The organism is Chryseobacterium sp. 2P (genome assembly GCF_059579425.1).
This window is the reverse complement of the sequence record NZ_CM184194.1, coordinates 939,278-953,795: the sequence shown is the minus strand read 5'-3', so window position 1 is coordinate 953,795 and position 14,518 is coordinate 939,278. Positions and strand designations below refer to the sequence as shown.

Below are 14,518 nucleotides of genomic sequence, written 5' to 3'. Positions count from 1 at the left end.
TTACTGAATTTTATCTAGTGAGAAGACTTTATGTTCTTCAAGTTAATATACTCAATAATATTATCTATCTCTTTGTAAAATATACTTTCCTCTTCGACAATTCTACTTCTATAGTAGACAAAGTCTTTATTATGTTGTTCGTAATTATCAAATATATTATTTATTGTATTTTTAATCTTTTTAATATCGATTCTAGAAAATTTATAGTTTTCACTTATTGGAACATCCTCGAAATATTTTGCAGATCCTTTTGCAGCTACAATAACACAACATCCATTTATACATGCTTCCCTTGGGATCCTATCCTTTCCTGGATGATTACCAAAATCAATATAAACTTTTGCCGTTCTAAGCAATTCCTTCATTTGTACACGTGTAAGTCCGGATAATGGTACAAATTTTATTTCTGGTGCAGATTTAATTAATCTTCTGGTTGTCCTAATTCCTTTTGCTGGATTGTATAAAACTATATTTTGTTTAACAAGATTGGAGTTTCCTGCAAGATAATCTTGTATAAATTCTTTATTAATATAATCACTTAGGGGCATTTGATTGTAAAATCCTAAATTAAATATTTCATGCTGAGCATATTTGGACTGATAAACATTGATTAGTCTATCTTTATAGCATTTTCTAAGTGATGAAATACTTGTACACAACTTAATATTATAAAAATATATGTTAATTAATAACTGTTTCCATGTAAAATATCCCTTAAAAAAGTACTTTAAGTAGTCAAAAATTGAAGCTATGCCAAAGAAGTTATCAAAAGACATCCACCAAAAAAATAATTTAATATTTTTTGTTTGTCTAGCAAAGTATAAAGAACTTTCTGGTATAAACAAATAGTTTTTATCATTATCTTCAATATCAACAGAAGTTTTAATCTTATATTTTCTAAAGCCTTCTGGAATTTCCTCATTTACTATTTTATCCTTTAAATAATAAACTATATAACATTGCAGACCTTTTTTATTAAGATAGTCCACAAGTTGATGAGCTAATTCTGTCCCTCCTGTCTGGTATTTAGCTGGACATAAAACATATATCTTATTTTCCATAACTTTTACAAATTTCTAAAGCTTCGCCTATTACATGATGCATATCCATATATCTGTAGGTTGCTAATCTTCCCACAAAATAAATTTTATCCATCTTTTTAACCTCCTCTTCGTACAATGCAAGTTTTTCCATATCCTCCGTTAATCTTTTAGGATAGTAAGGAATATCTGCTTCCTCAGTTTCTTTACTGAATTCTTTGAAGTAAGTTGTTTTCTCATGTTCTTCCCAAGGAGTAAAATGTTTATGCTCGTGTACTCTGGTATATGGAACTTCAGGATCTGCATAATTTATGACAGGATTGCCCTGATAGTCTCCTTCTGCTACAGCTCTTTCAAAATAAACGGTTCTATACGAAAGTCTTCCGTATTTATAATCAAAAAAAGCATCTATAGGTCCGGAATAGAAAACTTTTTCATATTCTGAAAGATCCCATGAAGAATCAAACTTCGTATTAAGTTTAACTTCAATATTACTGGCAGAAAGCATTTTCTCGAAAATTGCGGTATATCCATCTCTTGGAATTCCCTGATAAGGATTTGCATAATAATTATCATTATAATTAAATCTTACAGGTAATCTTTTGAGAATACTTGCAGGTAATTCTGTGGGTTCACATCCCCACTGCTTTTTTGTATAACCATAAAAGAAAGCTTTATAAAGATCTTCCCCGATAAACTTCATGGCCTGCTCTTCAAAATTTTGAGGCTCCTCAATATCTTTTTTAGCAATAGATTCTATAAATATCTTTGCCTCATCCGGACGCATAGTTTTATTAAAAAACTGGTTTATGGTATGCAGATTAATAGGCATAGAATAAACATTTCCTTTATAAATTGATTTTACGCGATTTACAAACGGAACCATTTCGCAAAAATTCTGGATGTAATCCCAAACTTCTTTATTGTCTGTATTAAAAATATGTGGACCGTATTTATGTACCATTACATTGGTTTCCGAATCTCTCTCCGTATAGCAGTTTCCCCCTATATGATCCCGCTCATCTATTACAGTGATGTGATTTTCCGGATTTTTACTTAATTGTTCTGCAATAACAGCTCCGGAAAATCCAGATCCAATGATTAGATATTTTTTCATTTTATTATTCGTTTCTATTTTTTAATGTCAAGAAAATTTGTTTTGGGTTGAAGTAATCCATTTTAAAAATACCTATTTTTTCTTTTTTCAAAGCAAAATACATTAAAATGGTAACTAAGCATTCTATGATTACACAATTCCAGGCCGTTCCTATATATCCCCAATATTTACTCATAAATATATTTAATATGAGACCTGCGATACTTGCTATGAAAGTTGTTCTGAAAAACACTTTATCCAGTCCTAAATTTAACATAAGCTGTATGCCGAAAACATTTGAAAGACCAACAATAAATGGTACAAAAGAGATAATTTTTAGAACATTAATGGAATTATCAAATTGATGTCCATAAATAAGCCTAACTAAAAATGGCGCAAATAAAAGAACAGCAACAGACGCAAAAAAGGTAAGATAAAAAACTATTGGAACAATTTTTTTAATTAGAGTTATTCCATGCTCTCTTGATATAGAAAATGCCCTGCCAATAAAAGGATAAAGTGCTGTTGAAATCGGAAGCATAAGCATTGAATTAACTATATTAAGGAAATTCTGACTTGTTGTATAGTAACCAACTTCTTTAGTATCCGCAAAAAAACCTAAAACTACAATATTGGTAGAAGTGTATAGACTAATTACTATAGTAGAAAAGAAAATTATTCTTTCATCAAGAATAAGTTTGAATGACTTTCTAAACGATATCAACCTATATTTAATATGAAATTTTCTGACAGCGTAAAGAAAAAGAAATACATTCGTAGATATTAGAAAAATTGTCGAAAGCAGAGGAATCCAATAATAATCTGAACTATGTTTAATTAAAATGAAAACTAATGCTGTATTTATAATACCTTTAACAAAATTAAGTTTAGCAAAAATTTCCAGTTCCTGTAATCCCTGAAAGATATATTGTGGCGAAATTACCGTAGATATACAGCCGGTAAATAATATTACTGCAACTGAAAGATCTTTCTGTATAGGGGTAAAAAAATAAAGAGAAATAACAAATAAAATGCAGGATACTGCATATAAAATTATTCTTGATGTAAATACTTCAGAAACAACTTCATTAATATATTCTTTATTATTTGAATTTTGTGATATTCTTCTGGTAGCCGTCAAATCAAAACCATAAGCAATAAGAAGCGTGAAATATCCAATAAATGCCATCGCATAATTAATAATTCCATATCCGTCCGGACCAATTATCCTGGAGACATATGGTACGGTAATCAATGGAAATATATAGTTAACTATCTGAATAATTCCCAAAGAAGCAATATTTCTTACTAACTTTTTTTTTTCAAGCATCATTATCTTTTTTAGATATTCTAATTTAATCCCTACAGCCTTATGTAGTAATTCTTATCCTGAGATTCAAAATCTATTTATAATCGTGCATCTGCGACATCTCTATCTAAGAATGCTTTCACATCAAATAATATAGAACTATCAGCTTTTAATGAAGCAATATCGAGTAATTTAAATTCATTATGTGAAACTGCTAAAACAACAACTTCATATTTTTTATCCTTAATGATATTTTCAAGAGTTTCGATATTATATTCAGATTTCACTTCGTCTTTATCTGCCCACGGATCATAAATATCCACATTAAGACCATACTGTTTAAGCTCAGAATAGATATTGATGACTTTTGTATTTCTAATATCTGGACAATTCTCTTTAAAAGTAATTCCTAATATCAGAGCATTTGCATTTTTAATCTGAATACCCTTCCGGATCATTAATTTCACAACCTTTCCTGCAATGAATTCCGGCATCATATCGTTTACTCTCCTGCCGCTTAAAATCACCTGAGGATGATAACCAAGCTGCCCTGCTTTGTGAGCAAGATAATAGGGGTCTACTGAAATGCAGTGTCCTCCTACTAAACCAGGACGATATTTTAAAAAATTAAATTTTGTACCGGCAGCTTCTAAAACATCATGGGTATCTATACCGATTCTGTCAAAAATTAATGCTAGCTCGTTTACAAAAGAAATATTTACATCCCTTTGAGCATTTTCAATTGCTTTTGAAGCTTCAGCTACTTTAATACTTGGCGCTTTATGAGTTCCTGCTTTAATAATCAGCTGATATAGTTTATCTATACTTTCAGCAATTTCGGGTGTAGAACCGGATGTGACTTTTTTAATGGTCACCAAAGTGTTTACTTTATCTCCGGGAACAATTCTTTCGGGTGAATATCCAACGTAAAAATCTACATTGAGCTTTAATCCTGATTCTTTTTCTAATATCGGAATACATTCTTCTTCTGTACAGCCAGGATATACGGTAGATTCATAAATCACAATATCATCTTTTTTAAGAATTCTACCCAACATTTCACTTGCCTTTATCAACAGGCTAAGATCAGGAGAATTAAATCGGTCTATCGGTGTAGGAACTGTTACAATGTATACATTTGCGTTTGCAATTTCCTCCAAAGAGCAAGATGGTATATATCCTTTTGTAAAATTACTTTTAACTGCAATGCTCAGACACTCTTTTATTTCTTCAGAATTAGCTTCTAAGGTATGATCTTCACCCTCTTTAAGCTCCTCAATCCTTTTGATATTAATATCAAATCCGTAAACAGGTAAGTGTTTTGAAAATTCCAGAGCTAATGGAAGCCCAACATAACCCTGACCGATTACGGCAATTTTAAAATCTTTATTTGTTTTCATCATTTTTAATAAAAATGCTTTTTACCTTATCAAAAAAGCTTCTGTCATCTGTTGCTGTATATCCATACCCGTATTTGTTTCCATAAGCAAAGTACTCTTTGTTTACGTCATTCAATATAAAAGCAACATTCTTTATTTTGTGTCCTTCCACCTGTTTGTTGGCAAAATCAATCAGAGATTTTTCAGTATGTCTCGATCTTGTTACATATAGCGTTACATCTGCCATATTTGCAATTAACAACGTATCCGTAACCAGCATTAATGGAGCAGTATCAATGATAATATAATCATAAGTACCTTGAAGGTCTGCAAGAAGATCTTCATATCTTCCGTTAGATAACAATTCTGTCGGGTTTGGAGGAATACTTCCTGAGAAAATTACATCCAAATAAGGATTAAATGCACTCTGGTGTACAATATCTTCTACAGAAACCTGGTCATCATAAAGAAACTCTGTAAGTCCGGCTAAACCTTTTCTTGTCGTATTATATCTTTGTAACTGAGGGTTTCTTATATCTGAACCAATGATGATAATCTTCTTCTTAGGAGTTGCCATCGTTAATGCAAGGTTTACCGACACGTGCGTTTTACCCTCACCTTTTACGGTTGAAGTTACAAAGACAGTTCTTCCTTTTTTGATATTTTTAGGGAACATGAAATTCATGTTAGTAATTAAAATTCTGAAAGACTCCGCCATTGGCGACAGATCATTCATTTTTACCAACTCATCCTGTCCTCTTTCCATACTAGGGATTTCTCCTATGATTGGTTTTCTGTTCGTTAGTTTTTCAAGATCATGTTTTGTTTTTACTTTATCATTGAATAACTGCTGAAGATAGATGATCGCAATCGGAATCAAAAAGCCTATTAAAAACCCGGAAAGTAAAATTACCATGGCTCTGGGCGCAACATTCATTCCTACAAAAGCCTTATCAATAACTCTTGCTTTAGGTGCAGTAACCGCCATGGATATAGCCGTTTCTTCTCTTTTTTGTAATAAAAGAAGATATAGTGATTCTTTTATTTGCTGTTGTCTTTCAATGCTTCTGAATAGCTTTTCCTGAACCGGTACTTTAGCAATTTTACCTGAAATGCTATTTTGTTCTGATGCTAAACCATTTTTAGCTAACTGAAGCCCTGTTCTGTTTTTCTGTAAACTCTGAATAACAGAATTTCTGATATTATTGATTTGCTTTGTAATATCAACAACAAGCGGGTTTTCCGGTGTAGCACTTTGAAGAAGTTTATTTCTTTGCAGAACTAACTGATTATACGAAGAAATATTAGTCGTTGCACTAGGATTATTTAGTCCTAAATTACTAGGTAAAGTCTGATAAGAATTCTGATTACCGACATATCCTAACAAAGCATCGGTAAGTTCAAGCTGCGCATTAATTTCCAACTCTTTACTCTTTGCTTCCGCATTTGTTTGTAAACCTAATTTAACTTCTGTTTCTATATCGGATATTTGGTTACTCTGCTTAAACCTTTCTTTTTGGTTTTCTACATCGCCCAAATCTTTACCAACCTGCTCTATCCTTTCACTGATAAATTTAGCTGTATTTCTAAATTCTGTATTTTTATCTTCAATTGCATCCTCGTTGTATACCTGAACCAATTTATTAATAATTGCTTTAGCTTTATCAACATCGGCATGATTCATTGCAAGCTTGATAACAGTAGCATCTTTATTTATAAGTGATACATTTAAAGCTGCTTGATAAGCATCCGTTCTGGAATCAATTGTAGAGATATCTAATATAAGTTCATTTAATTTTTTGCCGGCTTTATAGTCCTCATTTCTTAAAATCATTATATTAGCAAAAGGCAGACTGATAACTTTATTGAAGGTTGTATTAATAGTGGGTATAGTCTCTGAAGACAGTTTCAACTGATTTCCGTCAATTTTTAAATTTACAACCCCTGAAATCTTACCTTTTACATCTTTTTCTTGTAAAACTCTAACCTTTATAGGAGAGGTTTCACCGTAAATTTCATGTTTTAAATCTCCATTATAAATATTAGTTTCGAGACCTAATGTCTTTACAACTTCTCGTACAAGTTTTTTAGACTTGAAAATTTCCATTTCATTTTCAACTCCATTACTACCTATTTTACCAATACCCGAAATATCTCTTAAAGCTGCAAAATCCTGTGTTCCCGCATTATTTGATTTAGAATCTTTAATAAGTACTGTTGAAGCGACTTCAAAAATTGGAACTTGTCTTTTAAGATATAGATACGCAAGAGTTACCGATAATACAACACTTGCAATAAGCCACATCCAACGTTTTAAATAAGGTTGAATTATATCTCTTACATTCAGTTCTGTTTCAATTTCTGTTGAGTGAATATTTTGTTGTTCCATCATTTTATTTCTTAAATAGACCTATCACAACTGCGATTGCTGTTACACCGATAGAAATTGCAGATAAAATAAGAGGTGTATTCGGATTCTGTTTTGAGATTACATCTTTTGTATTGTTCGCAGATACAATTATAGCATCACCCTGCTTGAGATTATAGAAAGGAGAATTAATAAGATTGGCATCCCGCACGTTTACTCTTCCATGAGTAATTTGTCCATTTTCTGTTCTTATTATCAGGATATCATCTCTTCGGCCATAGGTAGTGAGATCTCCGGCCATTGCCAAGGCATTTAGAATAGTTGCCTGTCCGTTTGTCACAATATAATCGCCCTGCCTGTTTACTTCGCCTAAAATTGAAATTTTAAAGTTGGTAAGTCTTACAGATACCGTAGGATTAATAACAAATTCTTTCATTCTGTTACTTATTTCCTCCTTGAATTGGACTAAGGTTTTGTTTGTTGTATTGAGTTTTCCCAAAATTGGAAAATCTATATCCCCATTTGAATCTACAATATAAGTTGGTCCTGAAATAGTTGTTGATCCTTGTCCTGGTGTATTGCCGCCTGCCAATGTATTACTCTGAACAAATTCCGAAGAAGAATAATTTTGGTTAAATGGTCTAACCACATCCATATCTTTTGCAGTAATCAGAATAATTAATTGATCTGCCGGTTGAATAGTATTTTGAGAATTTTTAGCAGAAGCATCTATTGCAACATTTTCTATATTCTGCATATAATTTAGATCGTTGTGTGCGCTGGGATTGGTTTTGCACGAAACTAATGCAACTGCCAGTAATACAGCCAGTATTTTACCTTTCATCATATTTTTAAATTGTACAAATATACATTTATTATTTTTCTATTTATCCAGTATTTCATAAATAGAATTATTACTTCTAAACTCGGGAACTATGGTTTTTAGAATTCTTACCACTTCCACTTTATCTCTTTTGATAGCAGCCTTAGTAACAAGATTTATCATAGATTCTATCTCCGAAAATTCCATACTTGGATCTTTTGAGATCATAATTTTATCATTATGCGTTGGCAGTGTTTTTGCATCATCACTCAAAAGCTCTTCGTATAATTTTTCTCCGGGTCTCAGTCCCGTATAAATAATTTTAATATCGATATTAGGTTCGAATCCTGATAATTTTATCATTCTCCTTGCAAGATCCAAAATTTTAACAGGCTCTCCCATATCAAAAACAAAAATTTCTCCACCATGCCCCATTGTTCCTGCCTGAAGAACAAGTTCACAAGCTTCCGGTATTGTCATGAAGTACCTTACAATATCCGGATGTGTAATTGTAACGGGACCTCCTGCCTCAATTTGCTTTTTAAAATAAGGAATAACCGATCCGTTAGATCCTAAAACATTTCCGAATCTTGTTGTGATGAATTTGGTTTTATTTCCTTCTACATTCTGTAATGACTGAACAAATAATTCCGCAGCTCTTTTAGAAGCTCCCATCACATTGGTAGGATTTACAGCTTTATCTGTTGATACCATTACAAATCTATTCACCTTATACTTACTGGAAAGTGTTGCAATAATTCTTGATCCCAATACATTCACTATAATCCCTTCATGCGGATTTTCTTCAACCAATGGTACATGTTTATATGCCGCTGCATGATATACCATAGAAAAATTATACATTTGGAATAATGGTTCTATTCTATGTTTATTGGAAACATCCGCTAAGACGAACTTAAAAGTGATATGAGGAAACTTTTCTCTCATTTCAAGTTCAATATCATATAAAGGTGTTTCAGCCTGATCTAATACAACGATAAGAGAGGGGTTAAATTGTGCAACCTGTCTAACAATTTCACTACCGATAGATCCTGCGCCTCCTGTTACTAAAATTGTCTTATTAAAGTGTCTGCTTCTTACATCTTCACTTTCAATTTTAATCGGCTTCCTGTTCAGTAAATCTTCAATTTGCAGATTCCTGATAGATCCTCCCAGATCACTGTCTCTAAGTTTTTGAACAGATGGAGCTTTAAAAATATTAAGATCTTTTTCCAGAAACAGATTCACCCACGAATTCATTTCGTCTTTAGACATCATTTCTTTTATAATGATCACTCCGTCTACAACCAATTCTTCCTTTGTATGGCCTTCAATTTTTTCTTTTGAAAGGATTGGTTTTCCTAATAGTGATGCTCTCTTAGAATCTGATCTTTGAGTAAGAAATCCCACTACGTGATAAGGAAGGCTTGGATTATCCAAAATCGCTCTTGCAATGGCTATAGACTGCTCATCAATCCCTAAAACAAGAATTCTCTTTTTAAGGGTACTTCTTCTATATTCTCTTACAATATGAAAAAATTCTTTCACATATAATCGGAATAGAAATAATCCCATAAAGGAAATAATGAAAAAAAGTATCAGATATGGTGTTAGAATGAATTTTCCTCCGGTGAACCAGAAATAAAAAATATTGACTGTTGCTACGGTAGCCATCGTACAGAAGCATGAAGTCAGAAGTTTAAAAAGATCGGTAAATGTTGAATGTCTGATTATTCCTGCATAAGTCTTAAAAATATACATGTAAAAAACATTCACAACAATAATTGATAAAAATACAAGATTCTTATCATCGTAGATAAATTCCTTTTGGGTAATTTTTTCTATAATGTAGGTAGATAAAAATAAGGATACTACCAGAATAATAATATCAATTATTAATATTATCCATCTGGGTAAATATCTTACATCAGAGAGACTGACAACATTATCTCCTCCAAAAATCTTCTTTCTAAGAGAATCGTACATTGTCTAGAGTTGTGTTCATATAATTTAAAATTAATGTCTAGAAAAATAAACTTATTTATCTTCGCGTAAAATTACAATAAAATTTCATCGATTTTTGAATTAATAACAAATTTAATTTCTATAGTCATATAATGCTCTGGTAATTCTTTCTTTACAATTTTCCGTAATATTACTTCCTGACGGAAGACACAGACCTCTATCAAAAAAAGCACCAGAAATATTACTGCCAAAAAAAATACAGTCTTTATAAAGCACCTGCAGATGCATTGGCTTCCATAAGTATCTGGTTTCTATATTATTTTCAGAAAATATGCTTCGCATTTTTTTTTTATTCCAATATTCTCCCTCAATCAAAATTACATTCAACCAATAATTTGAATAAAATTTTGCAGAAGGTTCAGAAAATAAATGAAGATCATCAAAACTTCCAAATAATTCCTTATAAAAGAGATGATTTTCCCGCCTTGCCCGAATCCTTTCTTCAAGCACTTCCATCTGTCCCCTTCCGACGCCAGCTGAAATATTGCTGATCCGGTAATTATATCCTAATTCTGAATGACTGTAAAAATCCTCATTCTCCTTAGCCTGCGTCGCAAAATAAATGGCTCTGTTCTTGGTAACTTGGCTTTTCGAAATAAGAATCCCTCCACCGGAAGTAGTAATGATTTTATTTCCGTTAAAACTGATAATGGATAAATCGCCAAAAGTTCCACATGCCTGATTGTTGTACTTACTGCCCAAAGCTTCTGCACTGTCTTCAATAAGCGGAATATCGTATTTTCTGGAAATTTCCAAAACTTCGTCTACCATAAAAGGCATTCCGTAAAGACTTACAGCAATAATAGCTTTAGGTTTTTTTCCTTTCTGCAGGCAAAATTTCACAGCGTCTTCCAACGCATTAGGACATAAATTAAATGTTGAAGGTTCACTGTCTACAAGAATGGGAACAGCTTTTAAATATAATACGGGATTTACTGATGCTACAAAGGTAAAAGACTGGCAGATCACAAAATCTCCTTCTTCTACGTTTAATAATCTCAAAGCTAAATGTATAGCAGCCGTTCCGGAGGAAAGAGCAGCCACAAAAGAATTTTCACCCAAATATTCTTCAAGAATATTCTCAAAATGGTCTATATTATTTCCAAACTGAGAAATCCAGTTGGTATCAAATGCTTCTTTTATATATTTAAGCTCACTGCCTCCCATATGCGGAGGTGAAAGCCAGATTCTCTCCTCTTTCAAATTAAAATAATTTTATCATTTATGCTTTGTCAAAATTATCAATTATTTTCTCATATTCAAAGCCCCTGCTCATTAAATATTTAATTGTTTTGGCTTTTCTTTGATATTCTTTCAGTCCGCTCTGTTTATCATAATAATCCTGATAAATTCTACGGATCGTTTTACCGTAATCATCTTCATCAATTTCATCAAAACACAGATTAATTAACTTATCTGATATCTGTTTCTGTTTAAGATGAATTTTAATCTTTGTTTTCCCCCAATGTTTAATATAAAATTTTCCGCGAATATAACTTCTCGTAAAACGTTCTTCATTCAGATAATTTTCATTCATCAGATAAAGCAAAATTTCTTCTTTCGCTTCATCAATCAGGAGAAACTCCCTCATTTTCTGTTCAACTTCTGCATGGCAACGATCCTGATAAACACAATAGTTTACCAGCTTCATTTTAATCTCGTCAAAAGTGAAAGACTTTTTCTCCATATATTCTACATAAAAAAGAATGAGCTAAGCCCATTCTTTATAATTTATTTCTAAGAAAATTAATAGTTGAATAAAGCTTTACCCTCCATTAATTCATTTACTTTTTTTCTGACAGAAGTTATAACTTCTTCATTTTTGATATTATCTACCACATCAGAAATTAATCCGGCAATAGTGTCCATATCATTCTCTTTCAGACCTCTTGTTGTAATCGCTGCAGTTCCCAATCTGATCCCTGATGTTGTAAATGGAGATTTATCATCAAAAGGAACCATATTTTTGTTACACGTAATATCTGCAAGAACAAGTGCTTTTTCGGTCTCTTTTCCGTTTACATTTTTATTTCTAAGATCAACCAGCATTAGGTGATTGTCTGTTCCTCCGCTTACAATATCAAAACCTCTGTCGATCATTGCTTTAGCCAAAGCCTGTGCGTTAGACTGAACCTGTTTTGCGTAGATTAAGAACTGATCGTCCAGTGCTTCACCGAAAGCAACCGCCTTACCTGCAATAACGTGCTCCAGCGGACCTCCCTGAATACCAGGAAAAACAGCACCGTCAAGAACCTGACTCATCATTTTGATTTCTCCTTTTGGAGTTTTATGACCGTAAGTATTCTCAAAATCTTTCCCCATCATGATCATCCCACCTCTTGGCCCTCTTAACGTCTTATGAGTAGTTGTAGTAACAACATGGCAGTATTCAAATGGATTGTTCAAAAGACCTTTTGCCACCAGACCTGCAGGGTGGGCAATATCAGCCCAAAGTGTAGCACCGATTTCATCAGCAACTTCTCTGAATTTTGCATAGTCTAAATCTCTTGAATAAGCAGAAAAACCGGCAATCAGCATCTTAGGTTTTTCCCTCAAAGCAACTTCTCTCATCTGATCGTAATCAATAAGCCCAGTTTCCTTTTCAACCCCATAAGAAACAACGTCATATTGAATTCCTGAAAAATTAACCGAAGAACCATGCGTAAGGTGCCCTCCCATAGAGAGATCCATTCCCATAATCTTATCTCCCGGTTTCAAAACCGCTAAGTAAACTGCTGCATTCGCCTGAGATCCGGAGTGGGGCTGAACATTCGCATATTCTACTCCGAAAAGTTCTTTAGCTCTGTTGATTGCCAAAGTTTCAACCTCGTCTACAACTTCACAACCTCCATAATATCTTTTTCCGGGATACCCTTCAGCATATTTGTTGGTCAATACGCTTCCCATAGCTTTCATTACATTCTCAGAAACAAAATTTTCTGATGCAATCATCTCAATACCATGAGTTTGTCTTAGTCTTTCCTTTTCAATCAGGTCGAAAATAATATCCATTTTACTTTTAGTTTTTGAAATTTTTCATGCCAAAAGTACGAAATTTTCACCGAGATTTCAGCATTCCGAATAATGATTTTATACCTGATTTACAACTATTGATAATAAAATTAAGGCTTCCTCCAATTTATTAGAAACTTAAAATATTTCGACTTGTGAATACATAGTGTTCGTTTTCAAAATTAACTCGTAATGTAGATATCACAATATTGAAGAAAATACTGTATTGCTTATTTTTAAATTAATCGACGGCAAAACCTTGATGAAGTATTTCTTCCTTTAATTGAGAAATTCTTTGAGACCAATAAACTAATCTTTCATCCTTATCAGGAATTGATTCTTTTGATAAGTTCTGACAATCAACCAAGTACTCTTGATATAATTTTAACTTGTCGATCAAATAATCTTTATATTCCAATCTGTTTTGAGGAATATATCCTGGTCCACTACAACCACAAGAATGAAATACTTTTCCTATTGTATATAAACCTTCAACTATTTCCCATTTTTTAAAAGCCGTTTTCTTGGGAGCCTTAAAATCCAATCCCAGATCTGCCATTAATTGAGAGCATTCAGGACATTTAATCGGACGATTTTCTATTTCCGAAATTAAAGTATCCAATTTACTCGTATCTTTATTAAATTGAAATCCAGCTTTATGACTCAGCTTATTTTTATTGATCCTCCCTAAAATATCAGAAGAACTAATCTGTTTAAATGATTTTCTACATCTGAAGCAGACATAATGAGACTTGTATGTTTTTCCGGCATATCTACACATTTCCTTTAGTTTGCCTTAAATATAATATTATTAGAAAAATCTACAAAAATATCCGGTAAAAACAAATTGTAAATAAGAAGTTGACAATTACATACATCATGCCTTTTCATACCAATCATTCACCAAATTTTCATGAGCTTATTCCCGCTATCCACTGTATCTTTTGGATTACGGGCTCCTGAACTACGTTCGTAAACCTCCAGTTTATGCTCCGTCAGTACCCCAAAAGGATTGTGTTTCTATCGTGGCTGAGTAATGAGTAATGAGTAATGAGTAATGAAAGATAATTGATAATTGATGAATGATGATTGACTATATCCTGGGGCTTCTTTACTTTTTACGTTTACTTTTTACTTGTTACTTTTCACTTGGCTCTTTTGGTTCTTCCCTTGGGGTATTATCTGGGGTATGGGCATAAAAAAAGTCTCATAGAATAAATTCTATGAGACTTTTAAATAAAAACTGGCGGCGACCTACTCTCCCGCTTTCGCAGTACCATCGGCGCTGGTGGGCTTAACTTCTGTGTTCGGAATGGGAACAGGTGAGCCCCACCGCTAAAACCACCCTAAAGGTTGTATATAGCTGTTGGCTATTGGCTTATTGCCATTGGCCATTCGCTTTTTATCGGTAAATTTCATCACAAAGGCAAAACCAGTGTTGCACTTATAAATACTTAAGCTAAGTT

11 protein-coding genes and 1 rRNA gene are annotated in these 14,518 nt (G+C 32.8%); all 12 read right to left on the bottom strand.

Features of this window, described 5'->3' with window-relative positions; genetic code table 11:
* Nucleotides 1-14: 14 nt before the first annotated feature.
* Nucleotides 15-1,061 carry a hypothetical protein gene (locus AC52CF_RS04260; protein ID WP_214590639.1) on the bottom strand — a complete coding sequence of 349 codons (1,047 nt, stop codon included), beginning with the start codon at nt 1,059-1,061 and terminating at the stop codon, nt 15-17.
* A complete protein-coding gene (glf, locus tag AC52CF_RS04255) occupies nt 1,051-2,157 on the bottom strand; it encodes a UDP-galactopyranose mutase (RefSeq protein ID WP_214590640.1) in 1,107 nt (368 codons plus the stop codon). The genes AC52CF_RS04260 and glf overlap by 11 nt, the downstream gene beginning before the upstream one ends.
* 4 nt (nt 2,158-2,161) lie before the next feature.
* Complete coding sequence (locus AC52CF_RS04250; protein WP_496517899.1) at nt 2,162-3,469, bottom strand: flippase; 1,308 nt, start codon at nt 3,467-3,469, stop codon at nt 2,162-2,164.
* Between the two features lie 74 nt (nt 3,470-3,543).
* Nucleotides 3,544-4,848, bottom strand: coding sequence for a nucleotide sugar dehydrogenase (locus AC52CF_RS04245; protein ID WP_375181744.1), 1,305 nt, complete (start codon nt 4,846-4,848; stop codon nt 3,544-3,546).
* Nucleotides 4,832-7,216, bottom strand: coding sequence for a GumC family protein (locus AC52CF_RS04240; RefSeq protein ID WP_214590642.1), 2,385 nt, complete (start codon nt 7,214-7,216; stop codon nt 4,832-4,834). The genes AC52CF_RS04245 and AC52CF_RS04240 overlap by 17 nt, the downstream gene beginning before the upstream one ends.
* Before the next feature lies 1 nt (nt 7,217).
* The gene (locus tag AC52CF_RS04235) at nt 7,218-8,039 is read right to left on the bottom strand and encodes a polysaccharide biosynthesis/export family protein (RefSeq protein WP_290262913.1); all 822 of its coding nucleotides are present in this window, start codon (nt 8,037-8,039) and stop codon (nt 7,218-7,220) included.
* 36 nt (nt 8,040-8,075) lie between these two features.
* Nucleotides 8,076-10,001 (bottom strand): polysaccharide biosynthesis protein, encoded by a 1,926-nt coding sequence (locus AC52CF_RS04230; protein ID WP_214590643.1) that lies wholly within the window; start codon nt 9,999-10,001, stop codon nt 8,076-8,078.
* 111 nt (nt 10,002-10,112) lie between these two features.
* Complete coding sequence (locus AC52CF_RS04225; protein ID WP_250902183.1) at nt 10,113-11,243, bottom strand: DegT/DnrJ/EryC1/StrS family aminotransferase; 1,131 nt, start codon at nt 11,241-11,243, stop codon at nt 10,113-10,115.
* Nucleotides 11,244-11,262: 19 nt separating this feature from the next.
* Nucleotides 11,263-11,727 carry a regulatory protein RecX gene (locus tag AC52CF_RS04220; RefSeq protein ID WP_214590644.1) on the bottom strand — a complete coding sequence of 155 codons (465 nt, stop codon included), beginning with the start codon at nt 11,725-11,727 and terminating at the stop codon, nt 11,263-11,265.
* A 59-nt stretch (nt 11,728-11,786) separates the two neighbouring features.
* Nucleotides 11,787-13,052, bottom strand: a complete 1,266-nt coding sequence (gene glyA / locus AC52CF_RS04215; protein ID WP_214590645.1) for a serine hydroxymethyltransferase — start codon at nt 13,050-13,052, stop codon at nt 11,787-11,789.
* Between the two features lie 241 nt (nt 13,053-13,293).
* Complete coding sequence (locus AC52CF_RS04210; protein ID WP_214590646.1) at nt 13,294-13,833, bottom strand: hypothetical protein; 540 nt, start codon at nt 13,831-13,833, stop codon at nt 13,294-13,296.
* A 460-nt stretch (nt 13,834-14,293) separates the two neighbouring features.
* A 5S ribosomal RNA gene (gene rrf / locus AC52CF_RS04205) occupies nt 14,294-14,401 on the bottom strand.
* Nucleotides 14,402-14,518: the final 117 nt, after the last annotated feature.

Bases quoted from the DNA above. Each gene is read 5' to 3' on its own strand.
- AC52CF_RS04260 (WP_214590639.1), bottom strand. From the start codon at position 1,061: ATGGAAAATAAGATATATGTTTTATGTCCAGCTAAATACCAGACAGGA.
- glf (WP_214590640.1), bottom strand. From the start codon at position 2,157: ATGAAAAAATATCTAATCATTGGATCTGGATTTTCCGGAGCTGTTATT.
- AC52CF_RS04250 (WP_496517899.1), bottom strand. From the start codon at position 3,469: ATGATGCTTGAAAAAAAAAAGTTAGTAAGAAATATTGCTTCTTTGGGA.
- AC52CF_RS04245 (WP_375181744.1), bottom strand. From the start codon at position 4,848: ATGATGAAAACAAATAAAGATTTTAAAATTGCCGTAATCGGTCAGGGT.
- AC52CF_RS04240 (WP_214590642.1), bottom strand. From the start codon at position 7,216: ATGATGGAACAACAAAATATTCACTCAACAGAAATTGAAACAGAACTG.
- AC52CF_RS04235 (WP_290262913.1), bottom strand. From the start codon at position 8,039: ATGATGAAAGGTAAAATACTGGCTGTATTACTGGCAGTTGCATTAGTT.
- AC52CF_RS04230 (WP_214590643.1), bottom strand. From the start codon at position 10,001: ATGTACGATTCTCTTAGAAAGAAGATTTTTGGAGGAGATAATGTTGTC.
- AC52CF_RS04220 (WP_214590644.1), bottom strand. From the start codon at position 11,727: ATGGAGAAAAAGTCTTTCACTTTTGACGAGATTAAAATGAAGCTGGTA.
- glyA (WP_214590645.1), bottom strand. From the start codon at position 13,052: ATGGATATTATTTTCGACCTGATTGAAAAGGAAAGACTAAGACAAACT.
- AC52CF_RS04210 (WP_214590646.1), bottom strand. From the start codon at position 13,833: ATGTGTAGATATGCCGGAAAAACATACAAGTCTCATTATGTCTGCTTC.